Here is a 17,746-nt window from a genome sequence, read left to right as displayed (position 1 = left end):
AGCGACGATATTGGCTGGATGAAATCTTTCATGCGTTTGCCCTGGAGACAACAACCGCTGCCGCCATGGTAAGTGCAAACTCTGAAAATAGCCGACCAATATCCCCCTGCAGCATGCTGAGGGGAACGAAGACTGCCACCAGCACCAGCGTGGTAGCAATCACCGCAAAAGCGATTTGCCGTGTGCCTCGAAATGCTGCGACCAGAGGTGTTTCTGCGTAGTCGTGCATACGCCGATTGATATTTTCAAGCACTACAATCGCGTCATCAACAATCAACCCAATCGCCAGTACCAGCGCCAATAGCGTGAGTAGATTAATCGAAAAGTTCATGGCGGCTAGGGCGGTAAATGCTCCAATGACAGCAATCGGTACCGTCACTGCAGGCACTAGTGTGGTGCGCAGATTGCCTAAAAACATAAACATCACCACGACGACTAGCCCCATGGCGATAAACAGCGTCATCACTACTTGTTCGATAGCGCCTGAAACGAATACTGACGCATCATAGTTAAGGCTGAGTGACATCCCCTCCGGCAAGGTGCCTTGAAGCCGGTCAAGTTCTTGTCGAACGGCTTCCGATAGCTCCACTACGTTAGCCGTTGATTGCATGATCATGCCTAGTCCCACCATCGGGACGCCATTGGCACGAAACACAGATCGGTCCTCTACTGAGCCTATCTCGACACGCGCTACATCGCCCAGACGTACTAGATAACCGTTACTGCCTTCGATTAAAGCAATCTGCTTAAAATCATCAGCGGTCGCGAAGCTGCGCGGCAAACGAACAATAAATTGGCGATCTTCGGACTCAATTGAGCCCGCTGGCAACTCAACATTTTCAGCACGTAGAGCATCCTCAATATCACCAACAGTTAGCCCCCGTGCGGCGAGTGCATTGCGGTCCAGCCAAACTCGCATCGCGTAATCACGTCCACCACCTACGCGCACCCTTGCCACGCCGGGTTGTACCGAAAGGCTGTCTACCAGAAAGCGATTGGCATAATCGGTCAGTTCGGTGATCGAGTAATCCGCACCAGAGAGACTTAGCCACACGACAATAGTCTCGCTACTGTCGGCTTTAGTGACCTCAGGATTATCGGCATCATCTGGAAGGTTGCGCAGTGCTCCTGAAATACGATCGCGGATATCGTTGGCGGCAGCATTGATATCCATGGTGATGGCGAACTCGATTTCCACTCGCGAACGACCATCCTCACTTTGCGAGGTAATTAACTCAATGCCTTCCACGCCGGCGATACGGTCTTCGAGCACTTGGGTAATACGTGTCTCTACAACGCTTGCAGATGCGCCAGGGTAGCGGGTATCAATACTAACAATAGGAGGATCAACCGTTGGGTATTCTTGCAGGGGCAGCCGGTTGAGTGCCAGTAAACCAAACGCGATAATCAGCGTGGCAATCACCATCGCCAGCACGGGCCGCTGAACTGAAATGTCGGATAAACGCATTAGCGATCAGCCTCCAGTAGCGTGCGAATATCCGTCTCTTCATCAGCGATACCTAGCAGCCTGACTTGCTGGCCATCTCGCGCGAGTTGTAATCCGTGAATCACGATTAGGTCGCCCGCACTGATACCCTCCAGCACCTCTACTTCACCGCTTCGTCGTTCGCCAATGATGACTTCTCGCCGCTCTAATCGAGAGGTGTCGTCCTGCTGGTTGATCAGCATCACAAAGTGGCGGTTGCCACTGGGTTCGATCGCTGCTTCAGGAAGTACCAGGGTGTTGCGGACTCGTTGCTGAACCACGACCTCCATTAACATCCCAGGCCGCAGACGCAGCCCAGGGTTTACCATTTCAGCGCGAACGTTAACACTGCGGGTGATAGGGTCTATGCGGGTGCCAATGCTAGAGATTTCACCGCTGAAGAGCTCGTCAGGGAATGCCGCTGTAGTAGCACTCAGCTTTAGGCCGTTGGATAAACGCCCTAAAAATACTTCAGGTACGGTAAAGTCGAGCTTCATGACATCTAGCTTATCAAGAGTGACAAGCTCCATGCCGGGCGTCACTAATGCACCGATACTGACGTTACGAAAGCCAACTCGCCCGCTAAAAGGGGCATGTAAGCGATAATTTGACAGCCTAGCTTCTAACGCTTGTGCGTCAGCCTGTGATTGGCGTAAACGAGCCTGGGTGTCTTCTACATCAGCCCGCGGGGCGAGGTTGCGTTGTTGCAACTGGGTGGCTCGGCCTAGCGCATTGCGACGTTCATCATTGAGGGCTTGCGCAGCCCTTAGCTGAGCCTGTTCTTCAGCATCTTCTAAACGAATTAACAGCCTTCCGCGCTCTACTTGTTCGCCATCTTCAAAATTGATCTCGGCAATCGTATCGGTCACCGTGGCAGAAAGTGTCACGCTTTCATCTGCACTCAGTGTCCCTAATGCTTCAAGCGGATCAGACCAAGTCGTTATGGCGGCGTAGTGCCCAATAACCGGAGGGGGAGACTGTGCCAACAGCGGACTAGCCCATATCAGGGTAAACAACCAGAAGAGAAAGATACGTTTACAAACAAGCATGAGCGTCTCAGTGTTATCAAAATGCCTAGTAATACCACTTAGGGGATCACCGTGTTAGAGGGTGAAGTGTCTACAGTGATATTTTGTTAAATAGATGTACGTTTTTTGTACATGTAATTTTTAATGTACAGTAATTTTGAGCTATTTACCTGTTAAAATGCCTCTCATTTTTTCACCCTGGGAGCCTAATTTTATGGTCTACGACGTCGTCGTCATTGGTGCAGGAGCCGCTGGTTTAATGTGTGCGGCTCAAGCGGGTTACGCGGGGCGTCGTGTACTGTTAGTGGACCATGCCAACAAGGCGGGCAAGAAAATATTGATGTCGGGAGGAGGGCGCTGCAATTTTACCAATCTTGCGACTACGCCTCAGAATTTTTACTCGGAAAATCCGTATTTTTGTATTTCTGCGCTAAAGCGTTACCGTCCAGAGCATTTTGTGTCGTTGATAGAGCGGCATGGTGTTGAGTATGTGGAAAAAGCCCCAGGCCAGCTCTTTTGTGCGAGCTCCGCTAAAGACATTGTTAGCGTCTTACTCACCGAGTGTGAATGGGCCGGCGTCGAGGTGTCGCTCAGCACGTCAATTTCTAGGCTGGAGCGAATGGGGGATAGCATGCGCTTAGCCACGTCGTTGGGAAGCATAGACGCGGGTACGGTAGTGATTGCGACGGGAGGACTTTCGATACCCACGATGGGGGCGACAGGGTTTGGTTATGACATTGCCCGTCAGTTTGGCTTAGATGTTCTGCCTACCCGCCCAGGCTTGGTGCCGTTTACCTTGAGCGATAGTTGGAAAGAGCGCGCAGCAGCACTTTCTGGGGTTAGTGTGCCATGCGAGGTGAGCTGCAATGGGAGACGCTTTAAAGAGCCAATGCTATTTACTCATCGTGGCCTGTCAGGCCCGTCGATGCTGCAAATTTCCAGCGTTTGGCAACCTGGTGACACGATCACTATTGATTTACTGCCAAGTGAACAGGCTGCTGACGTATTACGTCATGCACGTCATGCGACTCCTAAGCGTCAGCTGTCCACTTGGCTGGGAGAGCGTTTTCCAAAGCGCTTTGCCCAAGCGTTGCTAGAGTGGTACCCAGACGCCAATCTTACCAGCCCTCTGGCAGAGTACAGTAATGATGCGCTTGATCATTGGGCTCAGCGGCTAAACCAGTGGCAGTTAAAACCGTCAGGTACAGAAGGGTGGCGAACTTCTGAGGTAACGATGGGCGGGGTAAGTACGGAAGCGATTTCATCAAAAACATTTGCAGTGAAAGACCTACCGCAGCTTAGGCTTATCGGTGAAGTGCTAGATGTGACGGGGGAATTGGGGGGGTACAACTTTCAGTGGGCTTGGGCAAGTGGTGTTGCTTGCGGGCAGGCATGCTGATGAGTCTAAAGAACTGGGCCGTAAACACGTAGAGCATTCAAAATTAGCGTTTATAAAAACGGCCCAGCGACGTTCTCAGAAAATATCGCTAGTGACTTACTAACTAGCCACTTTTGCTAGCAGCTTCAGTTTTCGTATCAGCATGTAGCTAGCCAGTGCTTTTCTGCCAACTGCCATTGCACCACCTGGATGGCGCAAAATACGCAAGGCGGCGACGCCACCAATCACATACAAAGGTATTTTAAGGCTGCGCCAGTTCTTGTCTAGCGGTGAGGCTGCCTTGGTAAGCGTATCGCTATCAACTAATATATCGATACGCTGTTGCTCTAATTCCGCTAACAAGGCGGCTTTGCGTTCCGCTCGGCTGGGAGGCTTATTGACGGTGTTGGGTTGAGTCATCCTCATTCACCTCCAACAAGGCTCGGTCAGCGGAGAGTTGCTTAAGCGTTTCTTTTAACAGCGTATGTTGCTTGGCTTGCCGAATAGCGATAACCGCTAGTAAAAAACTTAAGGCAATAAGAACGCCTGCACTCACGCCAATCGCAGTCAGCCGATAAGTGTCCCAAAACAGTACGACTACCAGCGCGGTAAGTGTCGCGACGCCTAACAACAGCAACAAAAGGCTGGCTCCTGCCAACAAAAGCAGGGTCAATAAACGAGCGCGCTCCTCTTCTAACTCTAAAACCGCCAAACGAAGCCGAGTCTCACCATTAGCGACTAATGATCTCAGCAGACGTTTGGCTGCAGAGAATACGCGTTGTGTTGGCCCTAAAGCCATTAGCGACGACCGAGAAGCATACCCACCACTAGACCAGCTGCGGCACCAATACCAATACTAGCCCAAGGGTTTTCGTGCACGTAACGATCGCAGCAATCAACTTGCTGAGACAGCGTTTCACGCGTGTCTTCGTAAAGTCGTTCACCGCGAGCTTCTAAGCGCGCTCGGGTGTCTTTCAGTCGTTTTTCTGCGCGCTCACGAAGGTCACGCATTTCGCCACTTGCATCTTTTGACGTGGCATTCATCAACTCTTCTACGGTTTCACTCAGGTGGCGGAGATCTTCCTTCAACTGGTCAGCACGAGCAGAGGTATCAGTATTACGTTTAGCCATGATGTCATCCTTTGACGAGTGAATATGAATAAGTGTCAACTCCAGCATAGCAGCCGTTAATCATAAGACAACCTTAGGTGCTATCGGTTCAGCCCTGACGTACTGAACAGGGGATTTAAGCTAAAGCCGATGCTGAGACGATGCACGCGATTGTTGTAGTCAATCATGCTCTCTCCGTAGCCGTAGTAGTACTGTAGATGGGCACGCACATTGTTAAATGCAGGCCAGCTGTAGTCTATTTGAGTGCCATAGTTACCCGCGCTTGGGTTGCCACGCAGTTGCCCCGCGACCTCGTGGTTACCATTGAGTCGTTTTGCCAGGCGGATATCGCCATAACCGACATAGCGTTCTATGTCTGGGTTGTCATCGTCGCCGCTGGACTCAGGTACGCGCCAATGAGGGGCGAGTGATAGTGCCCAGTCACCACGTTGGAACGTGCTTTCCAGATAAACTCTGTTCCAACTGCGTGAAAGCGGGTCTGAACGGCCGTTAGACTGATGAATGAAGGAGAGACGATTGCGCGTATTTACCCAGCCTAATGCGCTCCAGGCGTTATCAAAATCAATAAAAATTTCAGGTTCATAGTTAGTTTCCCGGAAGGGGGAAGAAGCATCGGTATTATAGGCCTGCCACCAGCTACGCTGGGTGTAGGCAAAATAGACATCGCCAATGTCGCCAAACACATCCTCTGCGAGGTTGAATTTAGCGCTAAACTGAAATTTCACTTCGACGTCGTTAGGTGGAGAGTCTGCGGAAATGCTACGAAAGTTTTCGCTGTTCTGGTTGGTGCTATAGCTAATAGGGAAAAGATAATTAGTTCGGTGAGTCGTAATCGCAAACGGATTACGTGACGACTCCTGCTCAAATTGGCGGCGTTCACTGAGATCCTCAAGCGCCATCTCTTCTGGAAGCAACTGCGGAGCGGGCGTGGATTCGCTTCCTGCCGGATCTTCAACCTGTTGCAGCTGCTGACGCAACTGATAAAGTTCGCTGTTGAGTGCGCGTATACGAGCCTCAATTTCCTCGCGGGTCTCTGCAATGGCACTTTCAGTGCCTAGCAAAACAATTAAACTAGTTAACAGCAGTTTTCGAATGACCATCAAAATGGCTCGCAAATAAATAAAAGGCAGTTATCAGAGACTCTTCTATACACGCCCATCGCGTAAGTCAACTCCTCCCGTTCGTCAAACGCGTTAGATTGCGTAAGAAGCCAGAACGCCTGACAATGGCGATCTTCCTGATTGGAGTAGTATCCATGTCGATGAGGCATATCTAACGTGGTCAAAAATGCACTGAAGGCACTCCTCAAGCTCTGCTTTATTTATCTATTGTTTACGACTGCTGGTGCCGTATACGCGCAGGCTGCGTTGCTTGATCAGGTCCCCTCTGAGGAGCAGCTATCTGAGCGATTAGCCGAGCTTGAGTCGCAAGAAAGCGAGCTAACCACCGAGCAAACTCAGGTCAAAGAAGCGTTGACGGCTGCGCTACAAGGCTATGAGCGCCTGCACGCAGTTGAAGAGCGCATTGAGGCGTTAGAGCAACGGGTTGTCCAAGCGCCCGAAATATTGCTTCGTCTAGAGCGTGAGCTGAACGAAGCGGAGGAACAAAGCCGACAGTTCTCAGTGGATAACCTTAGTGATATGCCACTGAATCAGCTGGAAGCGCAGCAAGCAGAGGCCGTCGTGGAGCTTCAGCGGCTTCAAAGCCAGTTAGCCGAAGTTAACTCTCAGCTATTGGCCGCGCAAGCACTGCCTGAGCGCGCTCAGCAAGCAATTTCAGATGCGTTACAGCGCACTGAAAGTTTACGCCGTCAGTCTGATGAGCGAGAAGCCTTGCTGGGTGATCGGCAACTATCGGCACGCCACGATGCACAGTTAATTCAGTGGCGCATTGAGCGAGCCCTTGCAGAGCAGGAAGTAAACCTTAACCAGCGTGAACTAAGTGCCAACAGTCGGCTACGAGAGTTGGCCCAGGAGCGCCGGGAACTCATTGAGCTGCAAATAGACCAGCAGGAGCAGCAGCTTAATTTGTTGCAAGGCGTCATTGATCGTCAGCGGCGGCTACAATCTGAGCAGGCAATTGCTGACGCCGCAAAGAATGATCCACTGATCGCTGAAGGGCACCCTGTGGTGCTCAATGCTCAATGCTCAGCAAGCGAACCAAGCACTGAGCCTTGAACTGTTGCGAACAACGGATAGAGCGAATGGCATTATACGTGAGAATATTGAAGCCCAGCGTCAGTTAGATCATGTACGGCAACTTCAGCGTAGCCTGAACGAACAAATTGATGCTATTCGTGGTAGCCAATTGTTGTCGCGTATTCTTCGAGAACAGCGCCAGTCGTTACCGTTAGTCGCGCCAAGGCGTGATTTACAAGATGAAATTGCTGATTTGCGTCTCAAACAGTTTGATTTGATTCGGCAGCGTGATCAGTTGCGCCAAAGCGATCGCTTAGCGACCCAGCGCTTGCAGGAAGCAGGGGTTGACGTCACGCCTGGATTGGTGGACTCCCTAACACGCCTTTATCAGTCGCGCCGTGAATTGGTAGAGCAGCTTGAGCAATCTTACGGAAGCCTGCTGAGTGCCGCTATTGAGCTTCAACTTAATCAACAACAGCTATTAGAGACGACGCGCGATTTACGGGCGACCATTGATGAACAGCTATTCTGGGTAGCTAATAGCCGTCCTCTAGATTTCAATTGGTTACGACAAATTCCCCACAACCTTCAACTGGAGTGGCGAGAAGGCGAGTGGCGGGCGGTTTTGCCCTCTCAGTGGAAAGGTTTTTCTTGGAAAATGCTGATTGGCGCGCCGTTTATTTTGCTTGGCGTGGTTCTGGTTGGGCTGCGTCGGCGAATTAAAGCACGGCTTGCGCTCATTCACTCACAAATTGGTCGACTGAAAAGTGATACTCAGCTGCATACCACCAAGGCGGTGCTGCTAAACGCTCTGCTTGCGTTGCCAGGGCCGTTGGGGTTGGCAGGTATTGGCATAGGCCTAAGTGAGGCTGAAGGTGCACTGGCAAGCAGTGTTTCGCCAGCGCTACTACAACTGGCGCTTAGCTGGGCTGTCGTGGCTTGGGGCCGCCGGCTACTCGTTCATGATGGGGTTGCTGAGCGCCATTTCACCTGGGCACCTGCTTATACAGCGCGGTTGCGTAAGCTGCTGGGTGGTTTCGGACTGGCGTTAGCGCCCGTGGTTGTTATTGCCGCGCTCTCTGGGCAAATGGAAACACCGCTGGCGTTGCGCCCAGTGGCGATAGGGCTGTTTGCCGCGGGCCTGGTGGCAATGAGCTGGTGGTTGGCACTATTAATCCTGGCCCATGTGCCATTTTTCGGAGTGCGACTCTTCCGGTTGGTGTTAGGTCTAGCGATGGCTTCAGTGCCGCTAGTACTCCTTGGACTTGTGGTGTGGGGATATGAGTATACGGCGTTGCGGCTAGTTGCTCGCTTTGCAATCACCCTTTACCTGTTGGGCTTGTGGGTCGTCGTTGAGGCCACGGTCGTACGTAGTTTAGCCGTTGCAGCACGGCGGCTAGCTTACCGGCGTGCGCTCGCTAGACGTCGTGCTCAAGTACAAGAGGGCGCAGAAGGTGGGCTGGAGGTCGTTGAAGAGCCACCTTTGGATATGGAGAAAATTAACTCTCAGTCGTTACGCCTATCAAAGTTGATTTTGTTGATTGGCTTCAGTGCCCTGCTGTATCTGGTGTGGTCAGACCTGCTGGCGGTACTGAGTTATTTAGACCAAGTTTCAATATGGGATGCGGAAGAGGGGGATTTGGTCGGAGACGCACTATCGATTTCCGATGTGTTTACCTCGCTACTTGTGATTGCCATCACGTTCATTATGGCGCGTAACTTGCCTGGCTTGTTGGAAGTAATGGTGCTTTCACGCTTGTCCTTAAAGCAGGGTAGTGCTTATGCCATTAGCTCGCTGCTTTCTTATACCATTGTTGGTACTGGCGTAGTGATGGCATTGGCCACGCTGGGCGTTTCTTGGAATAAATTGCAGTGGCTGGTGGCGGCGCTGAGCGTGGGCTTAGGCTTTGGTCTTCAGGAAATATTTGCCAACTTTATTTCTGGTTTGATCATTCTGTTTGAGCGCCCAATTCGCATTGGTGACACCATCACGCTGGGTAATCTACATGGCACGGTCAGTCGGATTCGCATCCGGGCGACTACCGTGACCGACTTTGACCGAAAAGAAATTATCATTCCGAACAAAACGTTTGTGACGGACCAGCTCATTAACTGGTCACTTTCGGATAACGTGACCCGCGTGGTGCTGACTTACGGTGTTGCTCATGGGTCTGATCTGCCTTTAGTGCATACATTGCTGCGCCAGGCTGCCGACGAAAATGAACGAGTGTTAGAAGACCCAGAACCTCAGGTTTTCTGCCTGAACTACGGGCCGCACAGCCTGAATTTTGAGCTGCGCATTTTCGTTAACGATTTGCTTGACCGCTTGTTTGCTGCTGACGAAGTTAACTGCCGGATCGACGAGCTGTTCCGTGAAGCGGGCGTTAGGGTGGCCTTCGAGCAGATGGACGTGTGGCTGCACCGCGACCGAGGCGAGTCAGTTAAAGTGCAGTCAGCTAACCGGCTGCCTCCTGATAACCTAAGCTAATGACTAGGTTAGCATCAGGGGGGGGTTGTGTTTAAGTACTGGTTTTTAAACGCTTTGTTCTTCATGTTTGGTGGCGAACAGTAAAAACTCCCGATTACCGTCACCACCGGTAATCGGGCTTTCCTGCCAGTGGCTAATGACTAAGCCGCACTCTGTACAGGCATCACGTATCTTTTTCTCTACCTCTGCATAGTGGCTAGCGTTACGCACGATGCCACGCTTATCCAGTGCGCCTGGTGCTAACTCAAACTGTGGCTTTACTAATGAGAGTAGTTGCCCCCCAGTGGGAAGAAGGGCGGCGATCTCAGGCAAAATCAGGGTTTGCGAGATGAACGAAACGTCCATCACGGCTATATCGATAGGGTGTTTAGCCACGGCGTGTTGAAGGGCTGTCGATGATGCCATGTGACGAGCATTTAAGCCTTCAAGACACGTGACTCTCGGGTCATCACGTAAGCACTCGGCTAGCTGGGTATGCCCGACTTCAACACCGATAACATGTCGGGCGCCAAATTGAAGTGAGCAATCGGTAAAACCTCCCGTTGATTGGCCAACGTCTAACACGATGCTCCCTTCCAGGCGCATGTCTAGAGCGTTAAGAACGCCCTCTAATTTTAATCCTGCCCGGGAAACGTAACGTTCCTCAGGGTCTTCATCAATATGAAGTGGAGTATCCAGCGGCCATTTTTCGGATGGTTTTACGAGTGGCGTGCCATCTTGAAGAAACACGCGACCGTTGCGAATTAATCGCTGCGCGCGTGTACGTGAACTGGCCAGCCCTTGGCTGACCAATAATTGGTCTAATCGTGTTAGTTGAGTCATTGTCGTCAATATGGCGGTTATTAAACGCTGCTAGCGAGTCTCGCTACGGAGTATGTGGCCCTTTGTCTGCCTGCAGTTCGGTGGGGGATAAGCGGCTAGCTCCCCAGCTGCGATGCAGATAGCCTTTTACAGATTCAAGTTCTTCTTCCGTTACTGTGGCTAACTCGCCACGCTCCAACGGATCAAAGTGGTAAATATATAATCGAGACGTGAACTGTGCGAAGGGGAGCGAGGCTTCGCCAAAGCGTTCTCCGTTACCTGAGGTGCTAACTTTAACGCCGTCTCCCCAATCTTGGCCGCTGTCGTTATTGGGGTTGTAAAAATAGATCCTCATCACATCGTTGGGATCTAGTGAGGCGCGCAAAATGGTAATTGCATGCCAACCAATAAACCGGGCAGCACTGTCAGTGACGGCAATGCCAGCAGGCTGAGGATGAATTAGCGGTTGGTTGCCATTGTAGTAAGGGTGATAGCTGGCGTAGAAGTGACGAATAAAACTATCTACGCCGCTAAGTTGGCCGGAGGCAACATCAACGTTGATGCTAAAGCCCCGACCTGACCACCATCCGTGAAATTCTGGGTTAACCCAGCGGTGGGGATCGCCTTCGCGGCCAATGCAGCGCCTGCCCATCTCAGCGTAAATACGGTCAAGATGGGGGACAACGATCAACGAGGCTGGGTCGAGGTCCATCGGAAGCTCGGAGGCAACGCCTGAGGCGCTCTCCATTGAAGAGATTGGCTGACCCTCGAAATGCATAATGATTTCATCATCACGCGCAGCCCAAGCCACCATTTGCAGTAGATAGTCAGGGTCGTTATAAGCCCACATAGAAAGCGCTCTCGCTGACTGGCAGGTAGGGTTGTTGCCCTGTCCTACACCCAGCGGCAGTCCTAACATGCAAAGCACACCTTCAATTAAACGTGCGCGGGGTGATGCATCTTCACCATAAGCAAGGTTCAAGCGTGCTTCTGACCACTCTGAAAGCTTTAGATTTAGCTGCCGCCACATCGCTGGGGCAACCGGGGGTTGATAGAGAATGCCCCGCTCCAGTAGCAGTGCCAAGCCATACACCGCTTGGGCTGTGGCGGGATAAACACCACCGCGAATTAGTGCATGCACTAGCTCGCGATAGCAGAGTAGGCAGTCACGCCCCGTCGACGAGAGACCCAGTGCCTCTGATAGAAGGTGGTCGCCCTCTTCGAGTAAATAGCGCATCAGTATCGTGTGATAGGGCGACACCAGCCCTGTGTCATGCATCGCACGGGCGAAGCCTGTGGATTCCGCTTGCAAAGCCGCGTTATCCATACGCTCCAGTCGTTCACGGTATAGCTCAACGCCGGGGTCTTCACGACAAGCTTGGGTCGGCCCGAAAAGTGAACTAACCAGCCTGTCAGCCCCTTGACCACTTGCTCCCAAATCAATGGCTGGATTAACTTGGCACAGCGCAATTTGGGTGATCATCTGTTTTATGGGATCAACCTGTATAGGGCGCTGTTTTAAAATGCGCCATATTTCATCAATTAGCTGATCAATAACGTGTTCGTAGCCAATTCGGTCGGCTAGGTGTTGAAACAGTTGCCGGGGAATCGTCGCTAATCGACCCTGGGTTTCCCGTTCGGCTTCGCTAGGTGCGTTAAATAACAGCCACAGATTGATGGCCATTACTTGGGTTAAATAGTGGTGTGCATGCTCTTGGGATACCAGAGCATGTAAGTAATCACCTTTGGCGACTGCTAAAAGTCGCAGCTCACTCAGCGCCTCAATAACGACCACATTGGCGTCAGGGCTTTTCAGAGAGAACGTAGTGAGAGTAGGTACTAGGAACTGTGGGGTTTCCCAGTCTGAGCCTGCAAACACACCGGCGGATTCAAAATCCGCCGCGCGTGCTTCGAGGGCAGCGCAGCCACCCTCCTGCATCAAGATTCGGCGCGCAGTATCCATTACGCGGGGCAGTTTCGCCGGTTTAGAAAAAGCAGGCGCCTGCGAAAGCAGGCGCACCGCATCATCAAATTTGCTCAGCAATCCATTGAGCTTGCCATCTTCAGTTGAAGATGCCTCTTGATTGATCGTCACATTGACTCCTTATCCCAGCCGAGGCAGGGATTATACATAGAAGTCGAGGTCTTCTTGGCGTTTAAGCAGATCACGCAGTGTGTGTGCGTCTTCGCCTTTAAAGTAGACCAAGCCCCAGTGGGTACCAAACGCCGTACGTTTAGTGACGGTTTCTTCAACCGGTGATGTCAGCTCGTGGGATTCAAAATAGGGATGATCCTCTGTTTCTTCAGGAATCTCTAGGCGGCTAACAACCCGGCGGCGGGGATAAACGCCAAAGCAGCCCGCGAACCCATCTGCGTCCACCACCTCTTTGGGAAAGAAGGCAGCGACTTCTTCTTTTGTGCTTTTAGGATCGAATACCAGCATAGACGCCTGATAGGCGTTAAATCCGTAAACCCGCTCGAGAAGTTCGAAGACTTTAAAGCCAGGTGGGCGGTAAGCGACTTCGCCAAAGTACATTTCACCGTCGCTGGTGACAAAGTACTCGGGATGAATGAGACCGAATTCAATATCAAACGCTTTGATCAGCTTTTCGATTTGTGCCGTAATCTGCTCGCGGTATTTTTCAAGCTCTGGAGACGCAGGCACAAATACTGAGTAGCCAAGTGTGACGTACTCTGAAATATTCAGGAAAGCGATCTTGCCATCGTGAATCCACGCTTCTACGGCGAATTCCCAGCCGTCTAAGTGAGACTCCATCAGCACAGGGAACTCTTCGTCGGGGATAGTATCGACTTCATCCGGTGTGCGAATAACGCGGTGGCCAAGACAGCCAGCCTTATCGAACGCCTTCAGGTGGATAGGGTCGTTGGGGTCGCCATCCAGCTTGAGTAGCGTCTGATTAACGCGTTTAAGAAAGCGTACTACGTCATCTTTATCGTGGGCTTCTTCGAAAATACCCACACGGATGCCGCCAAGCTGGGCGCGACGCTTCATCAATGCTTTGTCGCGAAGCAACAGCGATTGCCCGTAAATACGTGGATTGTCGAGTAGCACAGAGTTAATAGCGCCAGCCCACTCAACGGTTTCCTCATAAAGCGGAATAGCGACGTCGACGCCTTTTTCTTTCAGCGTTTCAGCAATTTCGATGGAGCGATCATTGAGACGCTCAAAATTCCATGGAACGTAGGGAATATCATGTTTCTGGCAGTACTCCTCGGCCCAGTCGGGTGCAACCACGATGTAGCGGCGGTCAAAATTCTCAGCCGCTTCGATCGCATTGAGGCTCCAACCTAGTAGGGCGATATAGCCCTTATTGGTATCCTTTTGCATGACGGTGACTCCTGTGGGTGAGTGAATAAAGTTGCCATACCACTTACTTCACCATACACGATAGGGCCTTCCGTCGGCTAATTAGCAGCCACTGAAGGTGAAAGTAGCCAAAAATAAGCGCTTTTGAGGGTGGCATACTAAAGAGCAAACCCCTGAGTATGTTAGGCTAGGCTCCTTAACATTATGTTCAAGTGGCAAGAGGAATAGGCCAAGATGGCGGCCAAGCCGATCTACCGTGTGGTGGTTCACCAGCAGGGTGAAATATGGGATTTATACGTCAGAGAAATCTTTCAAAGCGAACTCTGGGGCTTTATTGAAGTCGAGGAGTTTGTCTTTGACGATGCGTCGCGGGTTGTTGTTGATCCAGGGGCGGAAAAGCTACAGCGTACCTTTGAAGGTGTTAAGCGCAGTTATCTGCCGCTTAACGCCATTGTGCGTATTGACGAAGTAGAACGTGAAGGCCCTTTGAAAGCAGTTAAAAGCGATGCCCGCGTCGCAGAGTTTCCTCGTCCCTTTCCATTGCCGCCTCGTGGAGAAGGGTAAGCGCCTAGACAAGCGCACCGCTTTGAGCGATACGCGCGACGGCTTCGTCTGCCTCGCGCGTTTTTACAATCAGGACATGACGTCATGCAAGTAAATAAACTTCGTAGTAGTTGTTACGCCACTGCCGTTGGCGTGTTGTTGAGTATCGGAGGAGCTCCTGCATTTGCCCAGTCTGATAACCAAGCTTGGGTAAGCGATGAGTTAAGCACGTATGTGCGTAGTGGCCCCACCGATGGTTATCGTATTGTGGGAACGTTAAATGCAGGTGAGCAGGTCGAGGCGCTTGAAACAAGCGGTGATTATACCCGCGTACGTAGTAGTAGCGGCGATACGGTGTGGGTGCTCAGTAGCGAGCTACAGCAAGACCCGAGTGCCCGTCAACAGCTACCCGTACTACAAGCCCAAGTCGATGAGCTTACCCAAGAATTGGATGGCATTAACGATACTTGGGAGCAGCGCATTTCTTCTATGACGGAAACACTTGATATTCGTGAAAAGCGGATTGTCGAGTTAGAAGCGCGTAACCACGAGCTTGATAGTGAAGCAGAGCAGTCTCGCCAGCAGGTGCGTGCCTTACAGGCGCGTCTAGACACCCAGGAAGAAGATCTGCTAATGCGCTATTTCATGTACGGCGGTGGGGTTGCCGGCGCTGGGTTATTAGTCGGGCTGATTGTCCCCCATTTACCGCGTCGTCGTAAAAAGAGAGACCGCTGGTTTTAAAGCGACGTAAAAAACAAACGTTTTGTGTAAATTTCGAGCACGAGGTGGCCGCAATGGAAAACCCCTGGCGCCAACGTTGGCAAGAGGGACGTATTGGCTTTCATTTGTCCGATACACACCCGGCGCTTGTCCAGTACTGGCCTACGCTTAATGTGACGCCTGGGGCCAAAGTACTTGTGCCGTTATGCGGAAAAAGCCTGGATATGCGTTGGCTAGCAGATGCAGGGCACCCCGTGCTGGGCATTGAGTTGGCTCCTGAAGCAATCGAGCAGTTTCTGGCCCAGCGCAATGCGAGTGTATCGCGCTATACCCAGGCAGGTTTTAATGTCTCACGCCAGGGTAGCGTTGAAGTGTGGTGCGGTGACTTTTTCCACTTGCACATCAAGCAGGCGGCGGAAGTGGGCGCATTTTATGACCGCGCTTCATTAATTGCACTGCCTCCGGCTACTCGAGAGCGCTATGCCTTCCACCTTGCTCAGTTAGTGCCGCCTGGTGCTAAAGGGTTATTAGTGGGGTTAACCCACGATGAAGACAATGCAGGCCCACCTTACAGTGTGCCCAACGGCGAAATTGAGCATTTGTTTATGCCCAACTTCCGCGTTGAATTGGTTGAGAATAGAGAGGCTGATGAACGGGGCCGCAGCGAAAGCATTTGGGTGCTGGAGCGTCGTGGCCCGCACGTATAAATCTGCCCGCAAAGCGGGCAGATGTTCTCAGAATAAGCTATCAGGATAAAACGGTTTAGCGAGCGAGTAAGCGGCCCAACTCTGGGTCACTAAACGCACGATTTAAACCATCACTTAACAAATCGTTTAGCATGCGTGCATTGGCATCTTCGCTGGGCTTGATGGCATAGCCTTGGGTGCGTCGCGAGGTGTAAGTGCCGGTATACGTCGTGCCTTTGTTCTGGGCAATCGCTCGGAAAACTCCCTCAATACGCGCTTCGTCGATCAGCGGTTGGCCGCTTTCACCTTTGGCATAGTTAAGGCCAGCGAGTTCAAGAGTAATGCTCGGGCGGCCTTGGGCAGCATCGCGAGTAGGAGTGAACCCCATATCGCGCACAGCGCGTTCTGCTTCGGCTTGCAGCTGCGGAATGAGCTCATGACTGCTCACGGTAATCTGCGCGGTCGACATACTGCCACCTGAGCGTGTTCCAATCACTTCACTTTCTCTGGCATCAGCAGTTATCACGGTGACTTGTTGGCCAGAGCCTGTCTGCGGCACGCTGGCGCTGCGCTCTGGGCTTAGCTGTAGGTACTGAGGGCTAGCGCAGGCCGCTAGCAAAACGCTGGTAAGCAGCGCACCAGAGAGGTGTAAAAAATGGCGCCGACGCATGGTCTTCCTCCGCTATGGCTAAAACGTCAGTATAACGCGGGTAGTGTGCTGGCGGTATGTTCTGGTGGCGTGGGTTGTGCCGTCGCTTTCAACGCCGTGTCGTGAGAAGCGCCGTCAGCGATATCGATCAAATGCGTTAGGCTGTTTTTTTGGAATCAGGACCAAGGATTAACCAGACGGACAATAAAATGACGGCAGACCCTGATAAGAACCCGCTGGAAATCGTTTCATCAAGCACTAAAAAGCCCCATAGCACAGCGAAGGGTGGTACTAAGAAGGTGACGGTGAGCGACCGTAAAGGCCCGATGTCGGCGATCAATCTAAAATAGAGGATATAAGCGAGAGAGGTGCATAAAAAGCCGACGGCTAGCAGACTGATCCATACATCACCTTGAAGCCAGTTAATGCTAGGGCCATATGAAATATTCCAGATCAAAAAGGGGCTGAGAAAGGCGGTCGCGCCTATTTGACTGCCAAACGCTACCAGCGTTGAATCTAGGCCGCCCTGTTGGGTTATCCACTTTTGGGTGAGAAACCCCGCAAAGCCGTAACCAATAGTGGCTATGATGCAAGCGGCCACGCCGATGTATATATTGCCGACGATATTTGAATCACCCACCGTAGTAATGACCGTAATACCGATAATACCTAATGTGACACCTATCCATTTTCTTAACGATAAACGCTCGCCAAAGATAAATAAGCCAATCATGGCACCCGTTAAAGGCGTTGTGGCATTTAAAATAGCGGAGTATCCAGCAGGTAATAATGTTGCTGCTATGCTGTACATAAGAAAAGGAATGCCTGAGTTGATAGCGCCCAATATCAAAACCTTGCCTAGTTTACCTCTGAATTCCAGGCTTTTGCGTATGATTAAGATGATAAAAGCTAAACCCAGTAGGCCAAAAAAGACTCTAAAAAATGCTGTGTTGATTGGCCCTATCGCTGGGGAGGCGATGCGCATGAAAAGAAAGCTAGCTCCCCAGATAGCGGCTAATGATAGGAGTCGTATATAGTCGATTGCTTTCATTTTATTCCCCATTTTAAGGTTTTCTATTAGTCAACAAGCCCTAGGGTTATCCTCGTGTGGCTCAGTATTGCCGCCTTTGGAACATGGGAGAAACCCGTTTCTTGCTGTCTTTGTAGTCGGTACAAAATAGGCATCGCTATGACGTTTACAGATCTGTTTGAAAACGACGATATGAAGTTGATTAACCTGCTTCCACAAGATGGGGCGGTCTATTACCACGGCAAACTTCTAGAGACGGCCATTGCCGATATGTATCTAGCTAAATGTCGGGACGAACTAAGTGCCTGATCTTAAGTTTTCGTGTAACGTTGGAGTCTGA

Annotated in this window: 15 protein-coding genes and 2 pseudogenes; 6 read left to right on the top strand and 11 right to left on the bottom strand. The window is 51.4% G+C overall.

Annotated elements, in window-relative coordinates:
* Positions 1-43: 43 nt before the first annotated feature.
* A pseudogene (locus INT21_RS17405) lies at positions 44-1,468 on the bottom strand (efflux RND transporter permease subunit); the annotation flags it as partial.
* Positions 1,468-2,535, bottom strand: coding sequence for an efflux RND transporter periplasmic adaptor subunit (locus INT21_RS17400; RefSeq protein WP_193060477.1), 1,068 nt, complete (start codon positions 2,533-2,535; stop codon positions 1,468-1,470). The gene INT21_RS17400 and the pseudogene INT21_RS17405, both read right to left, overlap by 1 nt.
* Before the next feature lie 193 nt (positions 2,536-2,728).
* Here INT21_RS17400 and INT21_RS17395 point away from each other — a divergent pair, with 193 nt between their 5' ends.
* The gene (locus INT21_RS17395; RefSeq protein WP_193060476.1) at positions 2,729-3,913 is read left to right on the top strand and encodes an NAD(P)/FAD-dependent oxidoreductase; all 1,185 of its coding nucleotides are present in this window, start codon (positions 2,729-2,731) and stop codon (positions 3,911-3,913) included.
* A 99-nt stretch (positions 3,914-4,012) separates the two neighbouring features.
* On the opposite strand, the gene INT21_RS17390 is transcribed toward INT21_RS17395, so the two are convergent.
* The 4 genes from INT21_RS17390 to INT21_RS17375 form a co-directional block, all read right to left on the bottom strand.
* Positions 4,013-4,312, bottom strand: coding sequence for a YqjK family protein (locus INT21_RS17390; protein ID WP_089038634.1), 300 nt, complete (start codon positions 4,310-4,312; stop codon positions 4,013-4,015).
* Positions 4,287-4,691 (bottom strand): phage holin family protein, encoded by a 405-nt coding sequence (locus tag INT21_RS17385; RefSeq protein ID WP_089038633.1) that lies wholly within the window; start codon positions 4,689-4,691, stop codon positions 4,287-4,289. Before INT21_RS17385 ends, INT21_RS17390 begins: the two co-directional genes overlap by 26 nt.
* Positions 4,691-5,023, bottom strand: coding sequence for a DUF883 family protein (locus tag INT21_RS17380; RefSeq protein WP_030070257.1), 333 nt, complete (start codon positions 5,021-5,023; stop codon positions 4,691-4,693). The genes INT21_RS17385 and INT21_RS17380 overlap by 1 nt, the downstream gene beginning before the upstream one ends.
* Positions 5,024-5,103: 80 nt before the next feature.
* Positions 5,104-6,123 carry a phospholipase A gene (locus tag INT21_RS17375; protein WP_089038632.1) on the bottom strand — a complete coding sequence of 340 codons (1,020 nt, stop codon included), beginning with the start codon at positions 6,121-6,123 and terminating at the stop codon, positions 5,104-5,106.
* A 219-nt stretch (positions 6,124-6,342) separates the two neighbouring features.
* On the opposite strand from INT21_RS17375, the pseudogene mscK reads away from it, so the two are divergent.
* A pseudogene (gene mscK, locus INT21_RS17370) lies at positions 6,343-9,649 on the top strand (mechanosensitive channel MscK).
* 45 nt (positions 9,650-9,694) lie between these two features.
* Here mscK and INT21_RS17365 read toward each other — a convergent pair.
* From INT21_RS17365 to INT21_RS17355, 3 genes are read right to left on the bottom strand one after another with little or no spacing between them, the layout of a single operon-like run.
* Positions 9,695-10,471 (bottom strand): TlyA family RNA methyltransferase, encoded by a 777-nt coding sequence (locus INT21_RS17365; protein WP_193059331.1) that lies wholly within the window; start codon positions 10,469-10,471, stop codon positions 9,695-9,697.
* A gap of 43 nt (positions 10,472-10,514) precedes the next feature.
* A complete protein-coding gene (locus INT21_RS17360; protein ID WP_193059332.1) occupies positions 10,515-12,545 on the bottom strand; it encodes a hypothetical protein in 2,031 nt (676 codons plus the stop codon).
* 30 nt (positions 12,546-12,575) lie between these two features.
* Positions 12,576-13,799, bottom strand: coding sequence for an ATP-grasp domain-containing protein (locus INT21_RS17355; RefSeq protein WP_089038628.1), 1,224 nt, complete (start codon positions 13,797-13,799; stop codon positions 12,576-12,578).
* A gap of 213 nt (positions 13,800-14,012) precedes the next feature.
* Between INT21_RS17355 and INT21_RS17350 the strand changes: the two genes are divergently transcribed.
* The 3 genes from INT21_RS17350 to INT21_RS17340 all read left to right on the top strand — a co-directional run bounded on the left by INT21_RS17350 (position 14,013) and on the right by INT21_RS17340 (position 15,748).
* The gene (locus tag INT21_RS17350) at positions 14,013-14,342 is read left to right on the top strand and encodes a DUF1820 family protein (protein WP_009100748.1); all 330 of its coding nucleotides are present in this window, start codon (positions 14,013-14,015) and stop codon (positions 14,340-14,342) included.
* Between the two features lie 84 nt (positions 14,343-14,426).
* Positions 14,427-15,062: a TIGR04211 family SH3 domain-containing protein gene (locus INT21_RS17345; RefSeq protein ID WP_193059333.1), complete on the top strand. Its 636-nt coding sequence runs from the start codon at positions 14,427-14,429 to the stop codon at positions 15,060-15,062.
* A 53-nt stretch (positions 15,063-15,115) separates the two neighbouring features.
* A complete protein-coding gene (locus INT21_RS17340; RefSeq protein WP_089038626.1) occupies positions 15,116-15,748 on the top strand; it encodes a thiopurine S-methyltransferase in 633 nt (210 codons plus the stop codon).
* Positions 15,749-15,803: 55 nt separating this feature from the next.
* Here INT21_RS17340 and INT21_RS17335 read toward each other — a convergent pair whose 3' ends face one another.
* Both INT21_RS17335 and INT21_RS17330 read right to left on the bottom strand, forming a co-directional pair.
* Entirely contained in the window at positions 15,804-16,397 is a 594-nt protein-coding gene (locus tag INT21_RS17335; RefSeq protein ID WP_089038625.1) for a YajG family lipoprotein, read from the bottom strand.
* A 136-nt stretch (positions 16,398-16,533) separates the two neighbouring features.
* Positions 16,534-17,427, bottom strand: a complete 894-nt coding sequence (locus INT21_RS17330; RefSeq protein WP_193067953.1) for a DMT family transporter — start codon at positions 17,425-17,427, stop codon at positions 16,534-16,536.
* A gap of 138 nt (positions 17,428-17,565) precedes the next feature.
* On the opposite strand from INT21_RS17330, the gene INT21_RS17325 reads away from it, so the two are divergent.
* Positions 17,566-17,715 (top strand): hypothetical protein, encoded by a 150-nt coding sequence (locus INT21_RS17325; protein WP_226912481.1) that lies wholly within the window; start codon positions 17,566-17,568, stop codon positions 17,713-17,715.
* Positions 17,716-17,746: the final 31 nt, after the last annotated feature.

Source organism: Halomonas sp. 3F2F, assembly GCF_014897805.1.
GTDB lineage: Bacteria > Pseudomonadota > Gammaproteobacteria > Pseudomonadales > Halomonadaceae > Vreelandella.
The sequence above is the reverse complement of the archived record's forward strand: the minus strand, read 5'-3'. Positions and strand labels throughout refer to the sequence as shown.